This window comes from Sphaerochaeta pleomorpha str. Grapes (assembly GCF_000236685.1).
Lineage (GTDB): Bacteria > Spirochaetota > Spirochaetia > Sphaerochaetales > Sphaerochaetaceae > Sphaerochaeta > Sphaerochaeta pleomorpha.
The window spans coordinates 1,198,302-1,219,769 of record NC_016633.1 but is presented as its reverse complement, the minus strand read 5'-3'; the positions used below and the strand labels follow the sequence as shown (position 1 = coordinate 1,219,769).

The window sequence follows — 21,468 nt, the reverse complement described above, 5'->3', positions numbered from 1 at the left end:
GTATGGAACAATTGTCAGCAGTTTTGAAAGTTCTGCAGGACTATGACCAAACCCGCTATCTTAACAAAGCCACCTTGCGATTATATGAACTTTGCTATCTAAGGGTAGAGAAGGAGTTGCAACAACCGCTTGAAGAAGGAATGGGGTTGCTCGAAGCTGTCAGATACCAGGCAAATGAACTCATCAGGCAGGGAAAAACCAGTATAATTGCTTATCCTACCTATTCTCGCATGCTATGTTATCTGGAAACAGGAACAATTCACGATGAGTATCTCCGATATAACGTTACCAAGACAGTCCTTATCCAGGATACCTTCAAGCCTGTGCTGAAACAATACCTGGCATACCTGCAATCTGAAGGGAAGTCAGTCTTTACTATTGACAGCTACAGGAACGTAGCAACCCAGTTTCTCAATCATCTGGGTGCAAATGATATTCATAACATCGCAGAAATCAATGGATCCTTGGTCATTTCTTTCTTTGAGGTGTTGAGAGGCACATGGGTATCGACTAATATTCGTGTTGCAGCCTCTGCCATGCGAAAGTTTTTCTGGTATTTGGGCTATGAGGGTGCAATATTTCAAGCAATACCAACCAATTGTCCCCGGCATACTCCCATCATCCCCATGCTTGAAATAGAGGAGGATGCAGCCATCTCCAGCTACATTTGCAATGGGAATGGCTCCTGGAAGGATAGGACAATTCTTTCATTGACCTACTATCTCGGTGTCAGGGCCAATGATATCATAAACTTGAAACTGGAAAATATAGACTGGATCAAAGGGACCTTGTCATTAGTTCAGTCAAAGACCCGGAACCTGTTGGTTCTCCCTCTCTTGCCTGTCATAGGCAACTGTATGCAGAAATATCTACTGGAGGAGCGACCTAGAAGCAATATTCGTTATGTATTTTTATCATATCGTGAACCCTATCATAAACTTGGAGGGCATTCTGCCATATATGCAATTATCCGGAGGGTTTTTGCTGAACTTGGGATTCGGGATTCCAAGCGGAAAGGATCACATCTGCTGAGACATCATGCAGCATCGAAACAGCTGCAGAATTGGGTACCTTTGGGAACCATCAGCAACATGCTTGGTCATAAGGATATGGATTCGACCACTATCTATACCACCGTCGAATATGAGAAGATCAGGCCGTGTTGCCTTGCCCCTTACTACAAGGGGGCAACGGTATGAGCTATATCAGCAGCCTGGCTTCAAGGATAGAAAGATTTGATGAACATTATATGTACTCCCACAAGTCTGGCTCCTTGCTGTTCTATACAAAGATGTTCGACACATATTGGGATTCACACCAGTATCCTCCATTGCTTACCAAGGAGAGGCTCTCCGGGTGGATATGCAGGTTGGATGAGGAGTCCGTCCAGCGCCAGGTCTGTAGGATCCTGCTGGTACGCTATCTGGGAAGATACCTACAATCAATCGGGGAAAGCGACCAATACGTCCTTCCCTACGGCATTTGCCCAAAAGTCCCTGATTATGTTCCCTATTTCTTTGCTGAGGATGAGCTAAGAAAACTCTTCTCTGACGAGGTCATGGGTTCCCTCCACCCGGTTTCCCAAGCGATGAGCAGACAGTATGTGCTTCCACAACTGTTCTCAACCATCCATTGCTGCGGGCTCAGGCCTGGAGAAGCTAGGAAACTTCTGGTCGGGGATGTAGATCTGGAACATGGATGGCTCGACATCAAGGGGACAAAGACCTATAGGGACAGGAGGTTGCCAATTGGAGAGATGTTGCTGTTGGAATTGAAGCAATATGACCTCATCATGCAGAAACGCTTGCCAGAAAGAAAATATTTCTTTCCTACAAAAGCTAATGACAGTTACAAATGTTCCTCCCTTTCAATTGCATTCAGTCACATCCTAAGGGATGCAGGCATAGGGCAATCCTCCAATGGGAACAATGCCAGGTTGTATGACCTGAGGCATCATTTTGTATTCAGGAACATCAACACATGGATTGAGGATGGAAAGGATGTGTATGCCCTGCTGCCTTACCTCAGGCTGTATCTTGGACATTCTTGCATTGAAAATACCGAGTATTATCTGCATTGGGTACCTGAATTCTTTCCAGTCTTCGAGCGTCTGTATGGAAAGCTTGGGGACAACCTGCCGGAGGTGAGCCATGGCTAAGACTAAAAAGGCTGACCTGTGGCGTCTTGTAACGGATTACTTTGACGTCTACCTGAAGGATGTCAGAAGAATGAGCAAAGGGACGATTGAGACCTACCGGTATGGGTTGTACTCCTTTGTCTCCTACATGAGTAAGCACCGAAATGTTGAGGCCTCGCTTCTTTCCTTGGATCATTTCACCAGGGATAATGTCAAGGAGTTCATAGCACACCTGCATTTGGTAGATGAGCTTGCGGACTCTACATGTAACCTCAGGCTCTCAATCCTGAAAAGTTTTCTCCGCTATTGTGCAGATGAGTATGTACCCCTGTATGCCACCTACCAATCAATCAGGACCATGCCCAAAGCCAGGGAAGAGCAAAAGCCTGTGGAATACCTTTCAGAGAAGGCTCTCAAAGTTTTGCTCTTGGCTCCAGACCCCAATACAAGGCTGGGAAGAAGAGATTGTATGATTATGATCTTCATGTATGATACCGGATGCCGGGTACAGGAGTTGGTTGATGTGCAGTTTGGATCTCTCCATCTGGAAGCCTCTCCATGCTATGTAGTGCTTACGGGAAAGGGGAACAAGACCAGGCTGATACCGTTGATGGAGAAGACGGTAGCCCATCTCAATGCCTACATCCACATGTTTCATCCTACAAAGGATCCCAAGAGGCCGTTGTTTTATGCTAGGAAGCGAAATGGGCCTTCGAAGTTGTCTACAGATGCCATTGCCGTATTGCTCAAGAAGCATGGGGAAGAGGCAAGCAAAACTTGCATCGAGGTTCTTTCTGGCATACACCCTCATCTGATGAGGTCGACCCGTGCCATGCACCTGTACCTGAACGGGATGCCGTTGGAGAATGTGGCCAAATTCCTCGGTCATGCTGATTCTTCCAGCATATCGCATTATGCCACAGCCAATCTTGCCATGATCACCGCGGCAGTGGAGAAAGCGAATCCTAACGTGGTAGGAACAAGTAAGGACTGGGAAGACCCCCAAATTCTCAAGCGGCTTATGGGATTATAGATAAATGATTTTGCCGAATCTTTGTTGGTAATTCTAGGCAACGGAAAGATTACTGACAGGTCTCGGCAAAACTAATTTATCGTTGAAATCGGTGTTTTGTTGAATTCAACAAAACGGCGATAACGGCCACCCGATGCGGGGCATGACACTGGCTGTATTCCTTGATTCGCTGTTCATCAGCCGGAGCTATTCGAGGCCCCGCTGCAGCAATGACAACGCATTCATAGAATCCTGGCACAGGACACTCAAATACTCGGTGGGTTACCCAAAGCAATTTTCTACGATTTCCACCGCAAGGATCTGGTACGCCGATTTCGTCGCTTGGTACAACAGTTGCCATCTACACTCAGGCCTGTCCTACGTTACCCCTATACAGGTAAGGAAGGGCGAGGCCCAACAGTTGTATTCCGAACGAAACAAGACAATCATAGAGGCAAAAGCCGCTCATCCGGAACGCTGGAGAAAGGGAAAAACCAGAACCTATGCACTCCCAGCGGTAACGGCATTCTACCGTCCGGCAGAAAAGGCTGTTTGCTGAAATTGTTTATAAAAAATGGCGAAAACTACGTTGACAAATACCGTAGGGCTAAAGGGTTTTCGTTCCTTGCTCCTGGCATTGATCATCCCGACTTTTTCGGCAGGGTTGTCGCGGACAATTCGTTTTCGCTCTGCTTCATGGAATACTTTTCGCATACATACCAGGGCTTTGTTTTTCGTATCGTCAGAAAGTGGCGTACGATGGTCCTTGAAGCTCACCATCTCGAGTATGTAATCTTCTATTATTACAGGAGTGATGGAGTCCAGCAGATAGTCGCCGAATTCCGGGATCAAATAGCGGTCAAGAAAACGCTGTTTGTTCTGATAGTCCATTTCACCGCTTTGCTTGTTGCGCATTTTGTCCCGCATACGTACACCTTGCGGATCATCCGGGGTGAAGAAACCTTCGGCGAATTGCTTGAAGGTTGGCATTTTTTCTAGAATTCTTCCTTCATTGCGTATATATGTTTCGGCAAACTTGACGGCTTCGACCATATCCCCGGTACCCGTAGATAATCGTTTCCCTGGGATATGCCGGAACACGACTTCGATGTTCCTGCCTTATTTTTTCAGAAATCGATATGGTGTTTTCATGTTCATAAATCAATAAAAGCACCAAATGGAATCGTTGTAAATAGGTTTTGGGCACAATTTTGGGCACAAAAAATGGAACTGCTTATTAGCAATTCCATTCAGTGTAAAAAGATATTCTACTTTTTCGTTTACCGGCGATCGGAATCGAACCGATACGGATTATGCATCCATCAGATTTTGAGTCTGACGTGTCTACCAATTTCACCACGCCGGCATCAGCGTTGACCATGTTATCAAATCCCCTAGGAAAAAGCAACACCAGTTTTGAAAAAAAGCAAGGTGTTCGCAAAAGATTGTCTTTTAGAGCTATTTGGACTACAGTATCTGTATTCGGAGGCTATGGTGAAAAGGTTATATAACGTGGTTTTTTTCATGCTAATGCTAGTCATTGGCTGCAATTCTCTCTTTGCTGAGGTCTCTGTTGCCTTACCCTCAAATGCCTCAGGCGATATCCTGTCGGCGAATGTACCAATCCAATATGGTGACGCAGCTTTCAGACAGAGAATCCTTGACCGTACAAAGGGAGAACGAACTCCTGTCGGTCTGGTGCTTTCCGGTGGGTCTGCAAGGGCTTTTGCCCATGTCGGAGTCTTGAAATACCTCGAGGAACAGGGCATAGTCCCTGATTTTATCATCAGCAACTCAATGGGAAGCATCGTAGGCCTTCTGTATGCCGCAGGTATGTCTCCTGGCCAGATTTATGAGGCAATATCCAATGTCTCGTTGCAAACATTGTTCGACCTGACTTTCCCCTTGGAAGGTGGCCTCCTCAATTCTTCTCGATTTGTTGCAAAACTCGCTTCGATTTTGGGACCGGAGCTGCAATTGGAAAACCTCGAGATCCCCATCATGGTGGTAACCGAAGATCTTGCAACCAAACGCCAGGTCCAGATTTCCGAAGGTGATTTCTACACAGTCTTGACTGCAGCCTATGCCCTTCCCATATATTTCCCTCCAGTTGAATTCAAAGGTCACCTTCTTATCGATGGAGGGATAACCAATATTGTTCCACTTGACCTGGCCTATGCATATGCAGACTCTGTCATTGTTTCCACAACCTTTTACGATGTTGATACCTTGAATCTCCGTAATCCCTTGACCATCCTCAATGTGTCGATTGACATTGCCAAACGTAGAAAAGGGGTCGAGGAACTTAAAAAGCATCTGGATGAAGTGGTCTGGATCCGCTGCGACGTGGAGGATTTTTCCTTCATGGATTTTGCAGCTGTCAAGGAACTGAGCGAGAAAGGGTATGCCTCTGCAGCTTTACAACAGGACAAACTGGCTGGTCTATACAAAGGTTTGGTAATCCCGAACGAGGAAGAGCTCGAGCGGCAGACTGCTATGGGAGACAGGATAGAGGCAGAACAAAAATCCTACCGGATTTACTCCCATATAAAACAATATTCCCGTTCCCATATTCTGGGATTAGGGCTTGAGTCGGATTATATTGCAGAGGATACTTCCTTTTTGAAGGATGATAACACCGCTGGGGTGAGATATACCCTGCGTGCTGGCGATTTGCTATTCTCAACGAATGCCGGCATGGGGTTCCAGGCAAACTCAAACAGCAGATTCTCTCTCAATCCGACGCTCCTGGCTAAGGTTGATTATTTCTTGTTTGATCACTTTAAGGCATCTTTGGCAGGGAATGCCCTGTATGACATCGCTACAAACAGCCCTGTTTTCTATGCAAGGGAAAATCTTGAAGGAAGGTTCCTTTTCCAAGATGCCCAGCTCAGGATTTCTCTCCTGCAAGGCTTGGAAACAATTTCCAATCCCCAAAATGCCGATTCCGCAGAATATTGGGATGGGTCACGATATCTGTTCAATTCGGGCATAGAATCACTCTTTACCTTGTCTGGCAATCCCGGGTGGAATATTTCGGCCGTCAAGATTGGATTGTTCTACCAAATGTTGGGAGATTTTAAGCAGTTTCGCCCTTTTATCGCGGCTAACGCCAATCTAGGGGTACAGGAGACAAAAACAGGACTGTTTGCAGACCTTTCAACATCCCTGCGGTTTGCCTTGGATGGCAATGGTGATGTCCCTTATTTCCTTTCCGACCGATTCAGGACAAATAATGCAACAATTCGTTCGCAGGGGCATGATCTGACCGTATCAACCAATGCTACGAATTACCTGATCGCTGCAAATATGCTGCTCGGGTATAAGCCGGTTTCCTTTTCCCCCTCCTTTGCCGAGCTGTTTATCCTGGAGAATTCGTCCATTGCAACCTATTTTGATTTTCTCTGGTACCAGAAATCCGAAGGGTGGATGCCCAGCATGTCCATGGGATTGGAACTCCATACCGAATTTTCTCTATTGGGTATCAGGAAATTGCCCCTTACCATCTATGGCGGCTGGGATCAATCGGTCGATTCAATAGTCTGGGGATTTGCCTTCAATATTACCCTCTAGAAATAGAAACGGGCCAGTTTCTTACGAACTGACCCGTTTTCCCAAGGTGATGCCGTTACTCGAGGTTATGCTTTTTTGCATACTCGATATCGGCTTGTGTAAGTTCGGTGTTGGGAATTCTCTCGCCTTCCTCGGATACGAGGATTTCGGCAACCTTTTCCGTTTCAGGTTCCTTTGCGAAACCAGAAAGGACAGATCCTTCTTCCCTTGCAAACGAGTTGGTTGTATGAGGGGGAAGCTCGCCTGAAGCAACTTTAGCAGTATTGGCATCAATCTCTTTGGCTGCGGCCATTCTGGTGTCAAAGTCTGCAAGCCTGGCTCTCAACTGTTCGAGCTTTTCTTTTTTCATTCCCGAAGTATTGGAAAAGCGTGCATCGATTGCTTTGTCGAGTAACTGCAGGGCTTCCCCGACTTTGCCATAATGGATTTTTATCTGGGCGGCATGAACATAAGGTTCTGGGAATTTCGGGCCTCTTGCTATCAGCTCCCTGTACAAAGGAATAGCCTCTTCCCAGTTGCCTTCCAAAAGAGCAAGCCATCCGCGGTTATCCATGATACCGGGGCTGGTGCTTTCAAAGTGGGCTGCTTCCTTTACCAAGGTTCTTGCTGTCTTCAAATCGCCTTTTTCCAGGACATAAGTACCATAATTGATAAACAGGTTCTTGTCCCTATAACCGGCTTCATACACTTGCTGTACGGTTTTGATGGCTTTGTCCAGGTCGCCATCGATCCAATAGGCCATGGAGACCATGGTCTTTGCAATGAATACCAGTGTAGCATCCTTCTTTTTCTCCGGTTTAGCCAGGTAATCTTCGAGGATTTGCCGTCCGACATTATAGTCACCCCGCTGAAGATACATGCTTGCCGCAGTGACAGCAAAACTCGAATTCAGCCCATTGCGCAAGGCTTTCTGGTATAATGGCCAGGCTTTTTCCCACTTTGTACTGTCGCTGTTCACAGCATATTTGTTGGCCTGTATATAAAAGAGAAGCGCACGCTTCCAGAAGGCCAGTCCTCCGATAAAGAGCACTACCAGCAACGCCTTCTGCAAAAGGGAAACAGGTAGTAATGTGATGCCAAGAATGATGAGAAGGGACAACCAAAGTCCCAGATTGTTGTTTTTCTTCATGGAAACTCCTCAAATCGATAGCATAACAAATGTAACCTTAAAGGTAGATGGTTGCAAGAGAAATACTTGAGATGTACAGTATCGGTATGGATGAAAATGAAATATTGGTCCACGCTTGTTGTGGCCCCTGTAGTACCGCAAGTATAGAGCGCCTTCTCAGTGAAGGCTGGAAACCTGTAATATTTTTTAGCAATAGCAATATTTATCCTGCAAGTGAAGCTGATAAGCGATTTGCAGAGCTCCTTAAGGTTGCCGATTTTTTCCACCTTCGCGTAATCAGGGAGGAACAGGACCATGCCTCATGGCTTTCTTCAGTAGCCGGGCTGGAACAGGAGAGGGAAGGCGGCAAGCGTTGTGAGAAATGTTTCCTGTACAACCTGAGGCAGGCCTCGGCAAAGGCCGAGGAACTTGGATTCAAGCATTTCTGTACGACTCTCACCGTAAGCCGGTTTAAAAACAGTAAGTTGATTTTTGATATCGGGGAACAATTCCCCCTGTTTGAAAAGATTGACTTCAAGAAAAAAGGCGGTTTTGACAGGAGTCTGGTAATGAGTAGAGACCTTGATCTCTACCGTCAACAGTATTGCGGTTGTGAGTTTTCAATGCAGCATTGAGCTTCTACAATCTTCTCTGCGTTCGTCAATTTGTGTATGTATGGGCACTGTGATATACTCACGAGATTCAAGGGGGACGGGTTCATATGCGAAAACTGCTGAAATTCCTGACAGGAAGGCTGTTTATTTCAATCGTACTCGTTATTTTTCAGATTGATGTACTTGTCAGGGTTCTTGGTTATGCAAAAAACGATTCCCTTTGGATACAGATTTTCTCTACTTTTTCGATTGTAATGGCCTTGTTCGTAGTAACGAGAGACCTCAATCCTGCCTATAAAATCGGGTGGATGCTTATTTTCATGGTCATACCCCTGTATGGCGGGATTTTCTACATCCTGTTCGGAAACCGAAAGATGAGTGTCGTGTTGAAACGTTGGTTCCATGAATACAACGAACTACATAAAAAAGGAATGGAGAAAGTCCCTGTACATGATGGCTTGCCTATGAAAGCCCTCACTTCCTATGATCCGAACCTTGCACGTCAAGGGCAGTATATTTCCAATATCAGCGGTTTCCCTCTCTGGTGCAATACTGAGGTCCAGTATTTCGCGTTGGGGGAGGATTGGGTACTCGATGTACTCGAAGAACTGAAAAAAGCAAAGAATTTTATTTTTCTTGAATTCTTCATTATCGGCATGGGAGAGGTCTGGGACGCCATCCTTGCAATCCTTCTCGAAAAGAAAAATGAGGGAGTGACCATCTTTATTATGTTCGATGATGTAGGATCTATCGTTAACGTCCCCTCCCACTACGAACGAAAACTCCGTTCCCTTGGGTTTGAGACCATTGCCTTCAATCCGATGCGAGCCCATCTCAATAGCAGGCTTAACAGTCGTGACCATAGGAAAGTCTTGGTGATAGATGGAAATGTCGGATACACCGGAGGGGTGAATATCGCTGACGAATATGCCAATAGAAAAGTATCCTACGGGCATTGGAAAGACACTGCGGTAAAACTGAAAGGTGATGCGGTATGGAACCTCACGTTGATGTTTCTCCAGCTATGGTCTTTTTCCAATCACCGTAGTTATGATTTTTCATTGTTTCGACCGACATATTCGGGGAAGACCGACGGATTTGTCCAGCCGTTTGCGGATAATCCGTTGGATAACCAGAACGTCGCTGAAAATGCCTATATCCAGATAATCAGCATGGCCAAGGATTATGTGTGGATCACTACTCCCTATCTTGTCTTGGATAATGAAATGATAACTGCCTTGAAAATCGCAGCCCAGAGCGGGGTGGATGTTCGTATCATTACCCCCCATATGCCTGATAAATGGTATGTCTTTGCTGTCACGAGAGACAATTATAAGGTCCTGCTTGAGGCCGGGGTTAAGATTTTTGAGTATACACCTGGGTTTATCCATGCGAAAATGTTTGTCTCTGACGACAAGGTTGCAATTATCGGGACAATAAACATGGATTACCGTTCATTCTACCTGCACTTTGAAAACGGAGTACTGTTTTATGGTTCTTCGGTGATACAGACAGTGAGAGAGGATATTGAGCAAACCTTGGATGTATGCCAGGAAATAACAATGGAATATCTGTATTCTATTCCATTCTATAAAAAACTAATGGGTACGGCACTTCGGTTGACCGCTCCCTTGCTATAGGAGCCAATATGAAATTTCTGAACTATGGATCTATCAACATTGATTTGATTTTCTCTGTCGACCATGTGGTGAAACCAGGGGAAACGCTCTCCAGTACCAATCTTGTGAAAAGTGCAGGGGGAAAAGGAGCCAACCAGAGTGCAGCTCTGGCAAAGGCAGGAGCCCAGGTGTTTCACGGGGGTAAAGTCGGCAGTGATGGTCAATTTCTCGTGGAATTATTGAAATCCTACGGGGTCGACACTTCCTTTGTCAGGCACTATGAGGGCTCAACCGGGCAAGCTCTTATTCAGTTGGATAAAAACCGGCAGAATGCAATTGTGCTATTCGGTGGTGGCAATCATGCGATTGAACAAAAGGAGATTGATGAAACCTTGACCCATTTTGAAGCAGGGGATTGCCTGGTTCTGCAAAATGAGATTGTCCATACGTCCTACTTGATAGAAAAAGCCAAGCAAAGGGGTATGACAATCTGTTTGAACACTGCTCCCTTCGATGAAAAGATCGCTCAGCTTCCCCTGCAATTGGTTGATATCCTTGTCCTGAACGAAATAGAGGGAGCTTCACTTGCCGGCCTAGAAATTGATGTTCCTTATGTCCAGACGCTCGAAATACTTGTGAGGAAATTCCCGAAGGCCGAGATTGTCCTCACTGCTGGAAAGGCAGGGGCCTATTATGGTTTTAAAGATATTCGCCTGCATGCACCTATCTACGACCAGCCCGTAGTCGATACGACAGGGGCAGGGGATACGTTCATCGGGTATTTCCTTGCTGCAAGGTCGAAGGGCTATGGAACTGAAAAGGCTTTGAATTTTTCTTGTAAGGCTTCAGGCCTTGCCGTTTCGAAAAGTGGGGCCATGGCCTCGATTCCTTTTGCGAGCGAGGTGTTCTGCTAGGCCTGTGTATAGACTTGTTTTTTTGCCTCCAGGTTTGAGACTTGGAGGTTTTTTTTATAAAGAAAGGAGCCAGTGACTTTTCCTGATCACTGACTCCTATTATGCAAGCTTGTCTGTCCGGACCCGCTTAATAGTTACTTTGCAACGATAAAAAGCGATGAAGTTCCGTTTCCCTGGATAACCGAATAGGTGAAGTTGTTTGCATTGGAAATAACTTCAAACCCTGAATCGGTTGTTTTAAACGTCGTGGTCTCAGGAATGTATCCATGGAGTCTGACCACCACTGGTTCGGGAGTTGCGAACAAAGAGGTTGCAAATATGGCCATCAGAAGGGCTATCAATAGCAGACTAGCTAACTTTTTTACCATCTTGCATCTCCTTTAACTTCTCTCTTGTTACATCTATATAGTAGGTTCTGGAAAAGTAGATGTCAAGGAAAATTTTATATAAATCATTATATTATAATAAGTTACAGAATGTCATATGTAATAAGATGTGTATGTAATAAGTGATAGGTAACATGCACTTATACCATGTCTGAAAAAGGGTTTTTCGCTCTGATTTCTAACTTGTGACAAGGATTAAAATATAAATAGGTAAGCCTATTGCGGTTTTAGAGGTTTTGCAGCCTGTGGCATAGGTGAAGGTGTGACAAAAGACACCAAGAGAATTTCCTTGGAGTTGTCACGTAAGTGATTTGGTAGAACCGGGAACAAGTAGAAGAAATACGTCCAGACAGAATCTGTTTTCAGCTGTCAGTTCCCCAGAAGCTGTAGGTGGGTCTTCCGATACATCGAGGGGGATAGTCCCGTTGATTGTTTGAATCGCTTGGAGAAATGGAATTCAGAGCAGAACTGCAGTTTTGCAGCTATCTCTTTGATTGAAAGATTACTGCATGCCAGCAGCGACCGGGCCGCTTCCAGCTGGAGATTCGTATAATATTTCATTGGAGTCGTGTTCATACGTTTTTTAAAGAGCCTGATGAAATAAGACGCATCAAGTTGGACATGCCCCGCTATCTGCTCAAGGGTCAGCTTATCGAACACATGGCGTTGCATATACCTGATTGCCTTTTCCAGACAGACGTTTTCTTCCACCGGATCTTCTGAGGCAGTTCCCGCAAGCAGGTTATACAAAAGACCTAAAATCTGATGGCAGGCACTGAGGCGTAGCTCCGAGTTGGGGCTGAGGCCTTTGTCCCTTACTTCCTCGAAGAAAAAACGCCATTTAGTTCCGATATTCAGGGGATTCTTCTCCTGGAGCCTGCTTACAAGCAAGATTTCCTCAGGGCTCTGGATAAGGGTTGCATAATAGGTAAGGCTTTCCTGCACATCGGCCTCGATGCTGTGAAGTGTTTCTCCTCCTGTGATGAACAGGGCTCCGGGAAAAATGGCGTACCGCTTTGGCCCGTTTGAGAATGTGCCATAACCACTTACAAAATAATGCAGTTCGAACTGTCCATATTCATGGCTGTGGACCCGTTGGTGCCAGAGTAGTTCCTTGATTTCATGCATTTGGTAGACAAAGACCGCGTCCAACATTTCCATATGTCAATAATACATATGTTTTTCCAATCCTGTCTATGGTAAAGTCGTCTGATTTGGATGATGCTGAAGCTATATAAAGGAGCTTCTATGCAAATTGTTGCCGGAATTGATACTGGAACGCAGAGCACGAAGGTTCTCTGCTATGATGTTCAAAAGAAAGACGTTGTTCTTGTTACCAGTGCACCCCATAACCTCGATAGCCGGGATGACGGGAGCAGGGAGCAGGAAGCCTCATGGTATATCGAGGCTATCAAGTCATGTTTTGCCCAGATACCTGCAGAAATTAAAAAACACATTGTTGCCCTCGGTGTATCCGGCCAGCAACATGGCTTTGTCCCCTTGGACAAGGATGGCCAGGTCTTGGCCCCTGTAAAACTCTGGTGTGATACCTCGACCTCCAGACAATGCGATACCTTGACCCGACGTCTCGGTGGTGAGGATGCAGTCTTTGCACTGCTGGGAAACCAGATTCTTCCCGGTTACACCGCCTCAAAAGTGCTTTCTTTGAAAGAAAACAACAGTGTAGCGTATGCAAAGCTTGCCCACATTCTGTTGCCCCATGATTATATCAATTTCTATTTGACCGGGAACTATACCATGGAAGCAGGCGATGCCTCTGGTACGGCCATGCTCGATGTACGCACCAAACAGTGGAGCAAGGAAGTTCTCGCGGCCATTGACGATGAAAGGGACCTGCTGGGTATGCTTCCCAGTCTTATCAAAGAAGGGTCTTCCTGTGGTACGGTCCAGGGAAAGGTTGCCGCTGAGCTGGGTCTTGGCCTGGATGTCGTCGTTTCCACCGGCGGTGGGGACAATATGATGGGAGCCATAGGGACAGGGTGTGTCCAGGGTGGTACCTTGACTATGAGCATGGGGACCAGCGGGACTTTGTTCGGTTACAGCGACAGCTGTGTTGCCGACCGACAGGGACGCCTGGCTGCTTTCTGTTCCTCGAGTGGGGGCTATCTTCCCTTGCTTTGTACGATGAACTGCACCATTACCACGGAGCAGGTCCGTTCGCTTTTTGGATATGATGTCAAGCAATTGGATGCCTTGGCCGGGCAGGCACCCATTGGCTGCAACGGGGTTACCATGCTTCCCTATTTCAATGGTGAGCGGGTTCCTAACTTTCCCCATGGAAAGGGTGTGCTTGCAGGGTTTGACCTCACCAATATGAAACCCGAGAATATTGCCCGGGCCGCCTTGGAAAGTTCTGTCTATGCAATGAAGGGTGGCCTTGATGCTTTCCGGGAACTTGGGTTTGTCCCCAAGCGCTTGATCCTTACCGGGGGAGGGGCCAAAAGCCCAATCTGGCGGAGAATTACGTGCGATGTCATGCAGCTTCCTGTCGATGTCCCCCAGGTGACAGAGAGTGCTGCCTTCGGGGCAGCCCTGCAGGCTCTGTGGACCCTGCAGGGAGGTAGCCTTGCAGACCTCATCGCAGAACATGTCAAGTTCGATGATTCCAAACGTTGTGAAGTGGATGTATCAGTCAAAGAGGCCTATGAGCATGCCTATGGCCGTTATCAAACATATGTAGAGTCTATGCGAGCAATATTCAGTTAGGAGGAAGAGATATGGAATATTTTGTAGGTGACAAGGAATACTTCAAGGGAATCGGGAAGATTCAGTTTGAGGGAAAAGGCAGTGATAATCCACTCGCCTTCAGGTATTATGACGCCGATAAGAAAATCGGTACCAAGACCATGGCAGAACATCTGAGATTTGCCACCGCCTATTGGCATAGTTTCTGTGCGAATGGAGCCGATCCCTTCGGAAGCGCAACGATTACGTTTCCTTTCGCAGACAAAGACCCTATGACCGAGGCTTTTGCCAAGGCTGATGCAGCCTTTGAATTCTTTACGAAGCTCGGTACCCAGTACTACTGCTTCCATGATGCAGATGTCGCTCCGATGAGTGACGATGCAAAGACCTATGAGAAGAACTACCATAAGGTTGCCGACGTCCTGCTTGCCAGGCAGAAGGCCACCGGGGTCAAGTTGCTCTGGAATACTGCCAATGCTTTCAGCCATCCTTTCTATATGAATGGGGCAGCAACCAATCCTGACTTCGCCGTTGTTTCCCGTGCAGCCCTGCAGGTAAAAAATTGCCTGGATGTAAATGTGCAGCTTGGCGGTAGCAATTATGTTTTCTGGGGTGGCCGTGAAGGGTATATGTCATTGCTCAACACTGATATGAAGCGGGAACGTGAACATCTTGGCCGTTTCCTTGCCATGGCACGCGATTATGGCCGGAGTATTGGTTTCAAAGGCACCTTCCTTATCGAACCTAAACCGATGGAACCTTCCAAGCACCAATATGACTACGATGCCCAGACTGCAATTGCCTTTATCAGGGAATTTGGGCTTGAGGCCGATTTCAAGTGCAATATCGAGGCTAACCATGCGACACTGGCCGGCCATACGTTTGCCCATGACCTGCAGGTCTGTGCCGACAACCACATGCTGGGAAGTGTCGATGCCAACCAGGGTGATGCCCAGAATGGTTGGGATACCGATGAATTCCCCTCAAATGTCTACGAGACTGTTTCCGCGATGTTGGTCATCCTCCGTCAGGGTGGACTCAAAGATGGCGGTTTGAACTTCGACGCAAAGCGCAGGAGGAATTCCACTGACCTGGAAGACTTGTTCATTGCCCATATCGGAGGCATGGATAGTTTCGCCCTTGGTCTGGAAATTGCCAACAGGATTATCGAGGACGGGAAGTTCGATTCCTTGGTAAAGAATCGTTATGCATCTTTTGATGCGGGAAACGGCAATCTGTTCGAGGCAGGGAAGATGGATTTTGCAACCCTTGCCGAGATGGGCAGAAATGCACAAATCGTACAGCACAGTGGCAAACAGGAATATCTGAACAACCTGCTCAATTCCTACCTGTTCGGTTAGGCCATAAGCAACGGGATAAGGAACAGGTAAAGACCAATGCTTGCAATTACGGAAAGGGATGTCGTGAAGGATGACAACCGTCCGTCATGGGTACATCGCTCGGTAAATGCAGCAGAGATCGTTGAGATCGGGGAGAAGAAAATCAGGACTAGGGTAATCTTTACCACGGTATCCAACGGGGTGAAGTACCAGATTGCTGCTGAGAAAGCTATTCCCGATAGCAAGCGGATGGAAAGAATCTTGATTGAGTCCCTGATCCAGTCTTTTTCGAAATGTATATCAAGCATCAACCCGATCATGAACATTGCTATGATCGGGTTTGCTTTTCCTATCATCTGCATAGTCTGTGAGAGTACCAATGGTAGGTGAAGGTTAAAAAACGAAAGTGTCAACATGACCAGATAGGTATCGAAAGGTGCAGATTCCAAGAGTTTCTTTGCAAGGTCTTTGGGGCTGGGCCTTGTCCCGCCCGCGGTCGAAGATGCAATGGAATAGGTGAATCCAGTGGTCATGAGTGCATTGCCAAGGTCGAAGAGAGCTGCGACAACCAGTCCGGGGGCCCCGAAGAGTCCTTGGATGAAGGGAAACGAAAAATTCCCTATATTATAGGTGGCCCCATTGAGCAGTGCATAGGCCTTCTTGTTGTTTGATTCCTTTCGCATTATCCAGTAAGCAACTCCCATCAGGATGACGTTTGCCAAAATTCCATAGCCGACAAGGATGAACAAAGTATAATCCATGGAGAATGAATCGAAGCTGGCAATAATTGCGGCGGGAAGCGTTACGTTCAAGGTTATCTTCGCGAGCACTTTAAAATCATCTTTTCCGAATATTCCGAATCGTTTAAGGATATTGGCAAGGAATATGATGAAAAGAAACGATAGGGGTTGTGAAAAAGATTGTTCCATACTGGCAAGACTCCTAGGCGATAGGTGCAAGGCAAACTGTATCTGACTTGGATTTGGAAACGAGATAAGAACCACAAAGAATAAGGAATGCCCCGAGGGCAAATGTGGAGGGAAGTTTTTCTCCGAGCAGTACCACCCCGGCGAGAATGGAGGTTAGCGGTTCGAAGACACTGAGAATAGAGGCTTTGTCTGACCCGATGCTTCTTACCCCCAAAGAGAAAAAGGTGCAAGCAAGGGCGGTGGAGGGAACTGCCAGTCCTAAGAGTCCCACGATAGCCTTTGACCATACCAAGGGTCCATGCCCGTTTTTCAGTATAAGGAACAGGGTTGGAAACGACCAAGCAAGAGCTGAAAATAAAAGGACATAAAACATCAGTACGGTATTATCCATGTCTTTGCTCTCTTTTTTTGAGAGAAAACGGACATACAGCAAGAAAGTTACCGCTGAGGCAAGGGCGAGAAAGATGCCGAAACTGTTAATGCTCTGGTCCCCAGAACCAGGCCTCAGGGCAAATAACAACCCTGCAATCGACAAGGCGGTACCGATTTTCTGTAGAAGCGAAGGGCGCGCCCCGTCCAGGAGGATATTTCCCCCCAAAATAAGAAGTGGGTAGGTGAAATGCAAGGTAGTCGTCAAGGAAGTAGGAATAAAGAGATAGGAATAGAAAAGAAAGAAACTTGTACCCCCGAAAAAGAGCGAGGAGGAAAGAATCAGCCGTAACCCAAATCCTTTTGGCAGGGCCATCTTTTTGCCCTGTATTTTGATCAGGGCGAAGAGAATCAAGGAGGCCAGGAAAAAACGAAGGGTAATCCGTTCAAAGAGACTGACCCCCCCCTCGAGAGCTATCCTGTTGAAGAGGCCCATCAGTCCAAAGAAACATGATGAAATAAGAGTTAGGGCTATCCCTGTTCTGTATCGGATCATCGAAGTGAACGGAGTTGGTCTTCAGTTAGAGTCAAGTCTGCACCGCTAAGGGTGTCGGTAATCTGGGAAAGGCGCGAAGACCCTGCAATGGCAATGGTTGGGTTTTTCATACTGGTAAGGTAGGCCATACAGATTGCTGCAGGGGTAACGCCAAGTTCCTCGGATAAGGCTTTGCATTTTGGAACCAGCGCAAGGTTTCCCTCGGTGAGGAAGCGGCTTCTGGCCTGTTTGCTCAGAGTATTCTCAGTCCCTGCGATGACTTTTGAGAAAAGCCCTTTTGCCTGGGAGGCAAAGCACATTACAGGAAAATTGTTTTTCTCATACCATATTTGCTGTTTTTCCGTCATGCAGACCAACGTATCGTCTCCCCAGGTGAGGGGAGTGCACCTTGCAAGGCTCCATTGGATCTCGCTGATGGAAAAAGCCGGTTTGTCATGGGCTTTTGCCCACGTATTGGCCTCTTCTATCCTTTCTGTTGTCCAATTGGAAGTCCCTAGGTGTTTTACCATACCCTTTTTAATCAGGACGCTTCCCATATCAAGGATTTCTGATGCCTTGAGCTGTAGATTGTCCCTATGGAAATACCAGATATCCACAGAATCGGTGCCAAGTTGCTCAAGAGTTTTTTCGATATCCTCAAGCATGTCTTTCTCATTGAGCCTGGAGCGGTGCAAGTCATCCTTGAAGGGGTGGCATCCTTTTGATACGACAGTCAGTTCCTTTCTCATCCCGTTCGCTTTCAACCATTTACCGATAACCAGTTCACTTGTTGAGCTTTCCCCTGCTTTGTCCTGTCCATATACATGGGCTGTATCGAGCAGGTTTCCTCCTGCCTCAACATATGCATCCATTTGGGCGAATGAGATTTCTTCGCTGATGGTTTCTCCGTAATGGTCACAGCCAAGGGCAATCTGGGCTAGGTCTCTATCAAAAAAAGGGATGTATTTCATGGTTATATCTCAATTCCTAGGAATTTCTTTACAAGAATTCCGATGCAGAACGATATGGCAGCGACTGTAAGGCTGATACCTGCCATTTCCAAAAACCGTTTGCCAAAGGGAAGGTCTTTGGCCACCGAGGTATAATAGGTGAAAAGCATGATAATGATTACAACAGTTACCATCATCACTACAAGTGCCAGGACATAGGAGGAGAATACCAGGTAGGGAAGTACCATGAAGGCAACCGTAAAGACATAGGCAATGCCTGTGTACATGCTGCTCTTTGCTGCATTCTTGTCGCCGCTGTTCTTTGCGGATAAATATTCGCTGGAAGCCATGGAAAGCGTTGCAGAAATTCCGGTAATAAGCCCCGAAAGGGCTATCAGGCGGGTATTCTGGAGGGCAAAGGTCAATCCTGCGAGGGTTCCAGAGAGTTCTACGAGCGCGTCACTGAGGCCAAGGACCATAGACCCGATATACTGGAGTCGTTCTTCGTCAAGCATGGCAATGAGTTCTGTCTCATGGCGTTTTTCATCGTCCGCAATTTTCTGTGCCTCGGGAAGCTGGTCGATTAAGGAAGAATAGCCTTTGGATGCATTATCCTCTCCGTTTTCCATTTTTTTAAGCACAAAAGTGAAGCCAAGGATGTAACTGAGAAAATGCAACCAGGAGGCTTTTCTTTTCTTGGGTTTTGCTTTTTGCCCGGTGATGTTTTCCCAGATTTTTGCATGCTTCATTTCCTCTTCGGAAATCCGAAGCAATACGGCTTTGTTGTGTTCGTTTTTCATGTGATTTGCAATTTTAGCGTATACCAAGTGTTCCGTTAGTTCGTTGGCTTGCATTTGCATGAGGAACCGGGTCGTAGAGGCGCTCAATTCTCTCTCTTTCATGATGACTCCTTTGGTTGCGAGTATAATCGGCAATGAGTACTTTGGAAATAGGTTTGCTTGACCGCATTGATTTCTGTTTGTAGAATCTAATGAGAGCTTGGAGGCTGCTATGCAAACCGACTATGACGATTTGATTAAGATATTTACCAATATTACCGATGAGAAGTCGATGAAACAACTTTTTGAAGAATTGTTTACTGCTGGTGAACAAAAGGATTTTACATTGCGCTGGAATCTGATGAAAGATTTGTATCGTGGTATTCCCCAGCGGGAGATTGCGGCAAACTATAAGATTTCGCTGTGCAAGATAACCCGTGGTTCGAAGATTCTCAAGCAAAAGGGTTCCTATTGCCGGAAAATTCTCAGTGACCGGTATGATGACCATCTCCATATCTGATAGAGGGTTATTGTACCTTATAGTTATTTTTTCCGTACCTGACTAGTATCGATTTGGTTTTTGATACCAACGGATGGTTTCTGAATAGTGGCAAAGGTGCTATTATGACGAAACATATTGCTGATTTGCATTAATAATTAGTACAAAGTTGAGAGAAATAATGTCAACGATAACGTTTCTTGTGCTATGCCACAAGAATGCTCCAATTGCTCCCTCCTCAGTTTTTCTTCCTTTCCCCGAAGATGAGGGCATGGGGGGCTACGCTTCCTTTTGCTCAATGATACGTTGGGCTTTGGCTCATAATGATTTTCACTATATCGGGTTTTTTACACAGGACCTGTATTTGAATTTCTCCCAGGATAAGGCAAGCGTGATACAGGAGCCCTATCTGACAAGAGCAGCCTGCAAGGCGTATGGCCTGGACTCTGATACCTACCTTGAAACATTTGTTGCAGGCCAGGATATGGTTATCTCTACGCCGCAACGGGTAAAGAAACAATCCCCTTCCTTTTCCAGCGTATCGAAATTTGCTGAAAGTCAATCTTTTTGGGATGCAAACACGATTCCTGTTCTTCTGGATTTGGTAAAAACCTTTTTTCCCCGTTATTTGCAGGCTACCCAAGATTATTTTTCCGGGCAGTTGTTAAGCGAGCATGCCATTTCATTTTTTAAGAAAGACTTGTTCATGGAATATGGCGAATTCCTATTTGGCATTCTCGATCGGTTTTGTGAAAAAATTGATATGGGTTCCTATTCTCTTTCCCAATTGGAGATTGTCTCGTTCGTGGGAAATAGCCTGACACGAATTTTCTATGATCAAAAGAAAAAAGAAAATCCGGCTTTGAGGACACGGGAGTTGGGTTGTGTGCGGTTCGAGCATGCCGATACCCCGTTCTTCCTTGTCCCGGCTTTTACAAAGGCTGTCCCGGTTGTGTTTGCCTCGAATGAATTTTTTGCACCCGCCCTTGGTGTTTGCCTGCAGTCGATGCTTGAGCATTGTTCAGCAAAGCATTGCTATGATGTGGTTATTTTGGAATCTTCCCTTTCTGTGGATTCAAAACAGAGGTTGGAAATGATGGTTGGCGGAAGGGAGAATGTCTCCCTTCGGTTTTTTGACCCAACGGGTATGCTATCGGGTCGCCAGTTGCAGAAAAACCCTACGGACCATATCAGTTATGAGACCTACTACCGTTTTCTTATTGCAGATATCCTCAGTGGCTATGAGAAGGTACTCTACCTCGACTGTGATACTGTGATCAATGCAGATGTTGCCGATTTATATGCTACCGACCTTAAGGGAATGGTTCTTGGGGCTACCTTGGAAGCTGAGATTGCGGGGCTTCGCGGACATGATGCCTTGTTAACCTCGTATATCGAAACGGTCGTGGGATTAGGGAAGCAGGATCCCTATTTTCAAGCTGGAGTGCTGGTAATAGATTTACAGGGAATAAAGGCTGTACACTCAATCGATGAATGGCTGCTGCTTGCTAGTAAAAGGAAATATCGATATAACGACCAGGATATTCTCAATAAGGAATGCAAGGGCAGGATAGCGCTTCTCGATATGTCTTGGAATGTTGTGGTTGACTGTGCCCAGAAAAGGCTTCCTCTTATTATGCAAGCTCCCCATGCAATTTCCCGTTCCTATCTGGTAGCAAGGGAGAATCCAAAGATTATCCACTATGCAGGGTTTCAGAAACCTTGGGACGACTCTTCTTCCGACTTCGCCTATTTGTTCTGGGACTATGCAAAGCGCTCGTCATTTTATGACAGGGTGCTCTCCATGGTGGACCAGGGACAAAAAAAAGGTTCTGTTTCTTTTCGGGAACGTGTGTTTCCAAGGGGAAGCAAGCGGCGTAGATTTGCAAAGAACCTATACCTTCGATTCTCAAAACTTTAGTAGGGTATGAGTAAGAAATATGTATGGAAGCAGGTTGACAGGCAAAATAGTTGTATCGATACTGCTGTGAATTGGTT

Annotated in this window: 20 protein-coding genes and 1 tRNA gene; 12 read left to right on the top strand and 9 right to left on the bottom strand. The window is 46.2% G+C overall.

The genetic code is table 11. The features are described 5' to 3' along the window. Positions 1 to 2: 2 nt before the first annotated feature. From SPIGRAPES_RS16475 to SPIGRAPES_RS16795, 4 genes are all read left to right on the top strand, one after another. Positions 3 to 1,199, top strand: a complete 1,197-nt coding sequence (locus tag SPIGRAPES_RS16475) for a tyrosine-type recombinase/integrase (protein WP_014269778.1) — start codon at positions 3 to 5, stop codon at positions 1,197 to 1,199. Further along, complete coding sequence (locus SPIGRAPES_RS16470; protein WP_014269777.1) at positions 1,196 to 2,158, top strand: tyrosine-type recombinase/integrase; 963 nt, start codon at positions 1,196 to 1,198, stop codon at positions 2,156 to 2,158. The genes SPIGRAPES_RS16475 and SPIGRAPES_RS16470 overlap by 4 nt, the downstream gene beginning before the upstream one ends. Further along, complete coding sequence (locus SPIGRAPES_RS05480; RefSeq protein ID WP_014269776.1) at positions 2,151 to 3,170, top strand: site-specific integrase; 1,020 nt, start codon at positions 2,151 to 2,153, stop codon at positions 3,168 to 3,170. The genes SPIGRAPES_RS16470 and SPIGRAPES_RS05480 overlap by 8 nt, the downstream gene beginning before the upstream one ends. Before the next feature lie 133 nt (positions 3,171 to 3,303). Then, on the top strand, positions 3,304 to 3,708 hold the full coding sequence (locus SPIGRAPES_RS16795; RefSeq protein WP_081468751.1) for an integrase core domain-containing protein: 405 nt from the start codon (positions 3,304 to 3,306) through the stop codon (positions 3,706 to 3,708). Here SPIGRAPES_RS16795 and SPIGRAPES_RS05475 read toward each other — a convergent pair. Further along, positions 3,678 to 4,139, bottom strand: coding sequence for a phage integrase SAM-like domain-containing protein (locus tag SPIGRAPES_RS05475; protein ID WP_215904770.1), 462 nt, complete (start codon positions 4,137 to 4,139; stop codon positions 3,678 to 3,680). The two genes, SPIGRAPES_RS16795 and SPIGRAPES_RS05475, sit on opposite strands and share 31 nt — an antisense overlap. Positions 4,140 to 4,430: 291 nt before the next feature. Further along, positions 4,431 to 4,515: transfer RNA gene (locus tag SPIGRAPES_RS05470), tRNA-Leu, on the bottom strand. A 128-nt stretch (positions 4,516 to 4,643) separates the two neighbouring features. Here SPIGRAPES_RS05470 and SPIGRAPES_RS05465 point away from each other — a divergent pair. After that, entirely contained in the window at positions 4,644 to 6,722 is a 2,079-nt protein-coding gene (locus SPIGRAPES_RS05465; protein WP_014269774.1) for a patatin-like phospholipase family protein, read from the top strand. A 55-nt stretch (positions 6,723 to 6,777) separates the two neighbouring features. On the opposite strand, the gene SPIGRAPES_RS05460 is transcribed toward SPIGRAPES_RS05465, so the two are convergent. Next, on the bottom strand, positions 6,778 to 7,851 hold the full coding sequence (locus tag SPIGRAPES_RS05460) for a tetratricopeptide repeat protein (protein WP_014269773.1): 1,074 nt from the start codon (positions 7,849 to 7,851) through the stop codon (positions 6,778 to 6,780). An 86-nt stretch (positions 7,852 to 7,937) separates the two neighbouring features. Between SPIGRAPES_RS05460 and SPIGRAPES_RS05455 the strand changes: the two genes are divergently transcribed. From SPIGRAPES_RS05455 to SPIGRAPES_RS05445, 3 genes are all read left to right on the top strand, one after another. After that, on the top strand, positions 7,938 to 8,465 hold the full coding sequence (locus SPIGRAPES_RS05455) for an epoxyqueuosine reductase QueH (RefSeq protein WP_155816661.1): 528 nt from the start codon (positions 7,938 to 7,940) through the stop codon (positions 8,463 to 8,465). A gap of 86 nt (positions 8,466 to 8,551) precedes the next feature. Next, a complete protein-coding gene (gene cls / locus SPIGRAPES_RS05450; protein ID WP_014269771.1) occupies positions 8,552 to 10,084 on the top strand; it encodes a cardiolipin synthase in 1,533 nt (510 codons plus the stop codon). 8 nt (positions 10,085 to 10,092) lie between these two features. After that, positions 10,093 to 10,977 (top strand): ribokinase, encoded by an 885-nt coding sequence (locus SPIGRAPES_RS05445; RefSeq protein WP_014269770.1) that lies wholly within the window; start codon positions 10,093 to 10,095, stop codon positions 10,975 to 10,977. A gap of 134 nt (positions 10,978 to 11,111) precedes the next feature. Here SPIGRAPES_RS05445 and SPIGRAPES_RS05440 read toward each other — a convergent pair whose 3' ends face one another. Beyond that, entirely contained in the window at positions 11,112 to 11,345 is a 234-nt protein-coding gene (locus tag SPIGRAPES_RS05440) for a hypothetical protein (RefSeq protein WP_014269769.1), read from the bottom strand. Between the two features lie 387 nt (positions 11,346 to 11,732). Beyond that, positions 11,733 to 12,524, bottom strand: a complete 792-nt coding sequence (locus tag SPIGRAPES_RS05435) for an AraC family transcriptional regulator (protein ID WP_014269768.1) — start codon at positions 12,522 to 12,524, stop codon at positions 11,733 to 11,735. A gap of 87 nt (positions 12,525 to 12,611) precedes the next feature. Between SPIGRAPES_RS05435 and xylB the strand changes: the two genes are divergently transcribed. Further along, on the top strand, positions 12,612 to 14,090 hold the full coding sequence (gene xylB, locus SPIGRAPES_RS05430; RefSeq protein WP_014269767.1) for a xylulokinase: 1,479 nt from the start codon (positions 12,612 to 12,614) through the stop codon (positions 14,088 to 14,090). 11 nt (positions 14,091 to 14,101) lie between these two features. Further along, a complete protein-coding gene (gene xylA, locus SPIGRAPES_RS05425) occupies positions 14,102 to 15,430 on the top strand; it encodes a xylose isomerase (RefSeq protein WP_014269766.1) in 1,329 nt (442 codons plus the stop codon). On the opposite strand, the gene SPIGRAPES_RS05420 is transcribed toward xylA, so the two are convergent. Genes SPIGRAPES_RS05420 through SPIGRAPES_RS05405 form a run of 4 tightly spaced genes read right to left on the bottom strand, consistent with a single transcriptional unit; the run spans position 15,427 to position 19,094 of the window. Continuing rightward, positions 15,427 to 16,338 (bottom strand): AEC family transporter, encoded by a 912-nt coding sequence (locus SPIGRAPES_RS05420; protein ID WP_014269765.1) that lies wholly within the window; start codon positions 16,336 to 16,338, stop codon positions 15,427 to 15,429. The two genes, xylA and SPIGRAPES_RS05420, sit on opposite strands and share 4 nt — an antisense overlap. Positions 16,339 to 16,351: 13 nt before the next feature. Continuing rightward, a complete protein-coding gene (locus tag SPIGRAPES_RS05415) occupies positions 16,352 to 17,263 on the bottom strand; it encodes a DMT family transporter (RefSeq protein WP_014269764.1) in 912 nt (303 codons plus the stop codon). Beyond that, positions 17,260 to 18,213: an aldo/keto reductase gene (locus tag SPIGRAPES_RS05410; protein ID WP_014269763.1), complete on the bottom strand. Its 954-nt coding sequence runs from the start codon at positions 18,211 to 18,213 to the stop codon at positions 17,260 to 17,262. Before SPIGRAPES_RS05410 ends, SPIGRAPES_RS05415 begins: the two co-directional genes overlap by 4 nt. Positions 18,214 to 18,215: 2 nt before the next feature. Continuing rightward, positions 18,216 to 19,094 carry a VIT1/CCC1 transporter family protein gene (locus SPIGRAPES_RS05405; protein ID WP_014269762.1) on the bottom strand — a complete coding sequence of 293 codons (879 nt, stop codon included), beginning with the start codon at positions 19,092 to 19,094 and terminating at the stop codon, positions 18,216 to 18,218. 109 nt (positions 19,095 to 19,203) lie between these two features. Here SPIGRAPES_RS05405 and SPIGRAPES_RS05400 point away from each other — a divergent pair, with 109 nt between their 5' ends. Both SPIGRAPES_RS05400 and SPIGRAPES_RS05395 read left to right on the top strand, forming a co-directional pair. Beyond that, the gene (locus SPIGRAPES_RS05400) at positions 19,204 to 19,491 is read left to right on the top strand and encodes a Trp family transcriptional regulator (RefSeq protein WP_014269761.1); all 288 of its coding nucleotides are present in this window, start codon (positions 19,204 to 19,206) and stop codon (positions 19,489 to 19,491) included. A 160-nt stretch (positions 19,492 to 19,651) separates the two neighbouring features. Continuing rightward, a complete protein-coding gene (locus SPIGRAPES_RS05395; protein ID WP_014269760.1) occupies positions 19,652 to 21,391 on the top strand; it encodes a glycosyltransferase in 1,740 nt (579 codons plus the stop codon). Positions 21,392 to 21,468: the final 77 nt, after the last annotated feature.

Coding starts and splice junctions, on each gene's coding strand:
- xylB (WP_014269767.1), top strand. CDS start 12,612: ATGCAAATTGTTGCCGGAATTGATACTGGAACGCAGAGCACGAAGGTT.
- SPIGRAPES_RS05420 (WP_014269765.1), bottom strand. CDS start 16,338: ATGGAACAATCTTTTTCACAACCCCTATCGTTTCTTTTCATCATATTC.
- SPIGRAPES_RS05395 (WP_014269760.1), top strand. CDS start 19,652: ATGTCAACGATAACGTTTCTTGTGCTATGCCACAAGAATGCTCCAATT.
- SPIGRAPES_RS05475 (WP_215904770.1), bottom strand. CDS start 4,139: ATGCCAACCTTCAAGCAATTCGCCGAAGGTTTCTTCACCCCGGATGAT.
- SPIGRAPES_RS05405 (WP_014269762.1), bottom strand. CDS start 19,094: ATGAAAGAGAGAGAATTGAGCGCCTCTACGACCCGGTTCCTCATGCAA.
- SPIGRAPES_RS05440 (WP_014269769.1), bottom strand. CDS start 11,345: ATGGTAAAAAAGTTAGCTAGTCTGCTATTGATAGCCCTTCTGATGGCC.
- SPIGRAPES_RS16470 (WP_014269777.1), top strand. CDS start 1,196: ATGAGCTATATCAGCAGCCTGGCTTCAAGGATAGAAAGATTTGATGAA.
- SPIGRAPES_RS05460 (WP_014269773.1), bottom strand. CDS start 7,851: ATGAAGAAAAACAACAATCTGGGACTTTGGTTGTCCCTTCTCATCATT.
- SPIGRAPES_RS16795 (WP_081468751.1), top strand. CDS start 3,304: ATGCGGGGCATGACACTGGCTGTATTCCTTGATTCGCTGTTCATCAGC.
- xylA (WP_014269766.1), top strand. CDS start 14,102: ATGGAATATTTTGTAGGTGACAAGGAATACTTCAAGGGAATCGGGAAG.
- SPIGRAPES_RS16475 (WP_014269778.1), top strand. CDS start 3: ATGGAACAATTGTCAGCAGTTTTGAAAGTTCTGCAGGACTATGACCAA.
- SPIGRAPES_RS05410 (WP_014269763.1), bottom strand. CDS start 18,213: ATGAAATACATCCCTTTTTTTGATAGAGACCTAGCCCAGATTGCCCTT.
- cls (WP_014269771.1), top strand. CDS start 8,552: ATGCGAAAACTGCTGAAATTCCTGACAGGAAGGCTGTTTATTTCAATC.
- SPIGRAPES_RS05455 (WP_155816661.1), top strand. CDS start 7,938: ATGGATGAAAATGAAATATTGGTCCACGCTTGTTGTGGCCCCTGTAGT.
- SPIGRAPES_RS05445 (WP_014269770.1), top strand. CDS start 10,093: ATGAAATTTCTGAACTATGGATCTATCAACATTGATTTGATTTTCTCT.
- SPIGRAPES_RS05435 (WP_014269768.1), bottom strand. CDS start 12,524: ATGGAAATGTTGGACGCGGTCTTTGTCTACCAAATGCATGAAATCAAG.
- SPIGRAPES_RS05480 (WP_014269776.1), top strand. CDS start 2,151: ATGGCTAAGACTAAAAAGGCTGACCTGTGGCGTCTTGTAACGGATTAC.
- SPIGRAPES_RS05415 (WP_014269764.1), bottom strand. CDS start 17,263: ATGATCCGATACAGAACAGGGATAGCCCTAACTCTTATTTCATCATGT.
- SPIGRAPES_RS05400 (WP_014269761.1), top strand. CDS start 19,204: ATGCAAACCGACTATGACGATTTGATTAAGATATTTACCAATATTACC.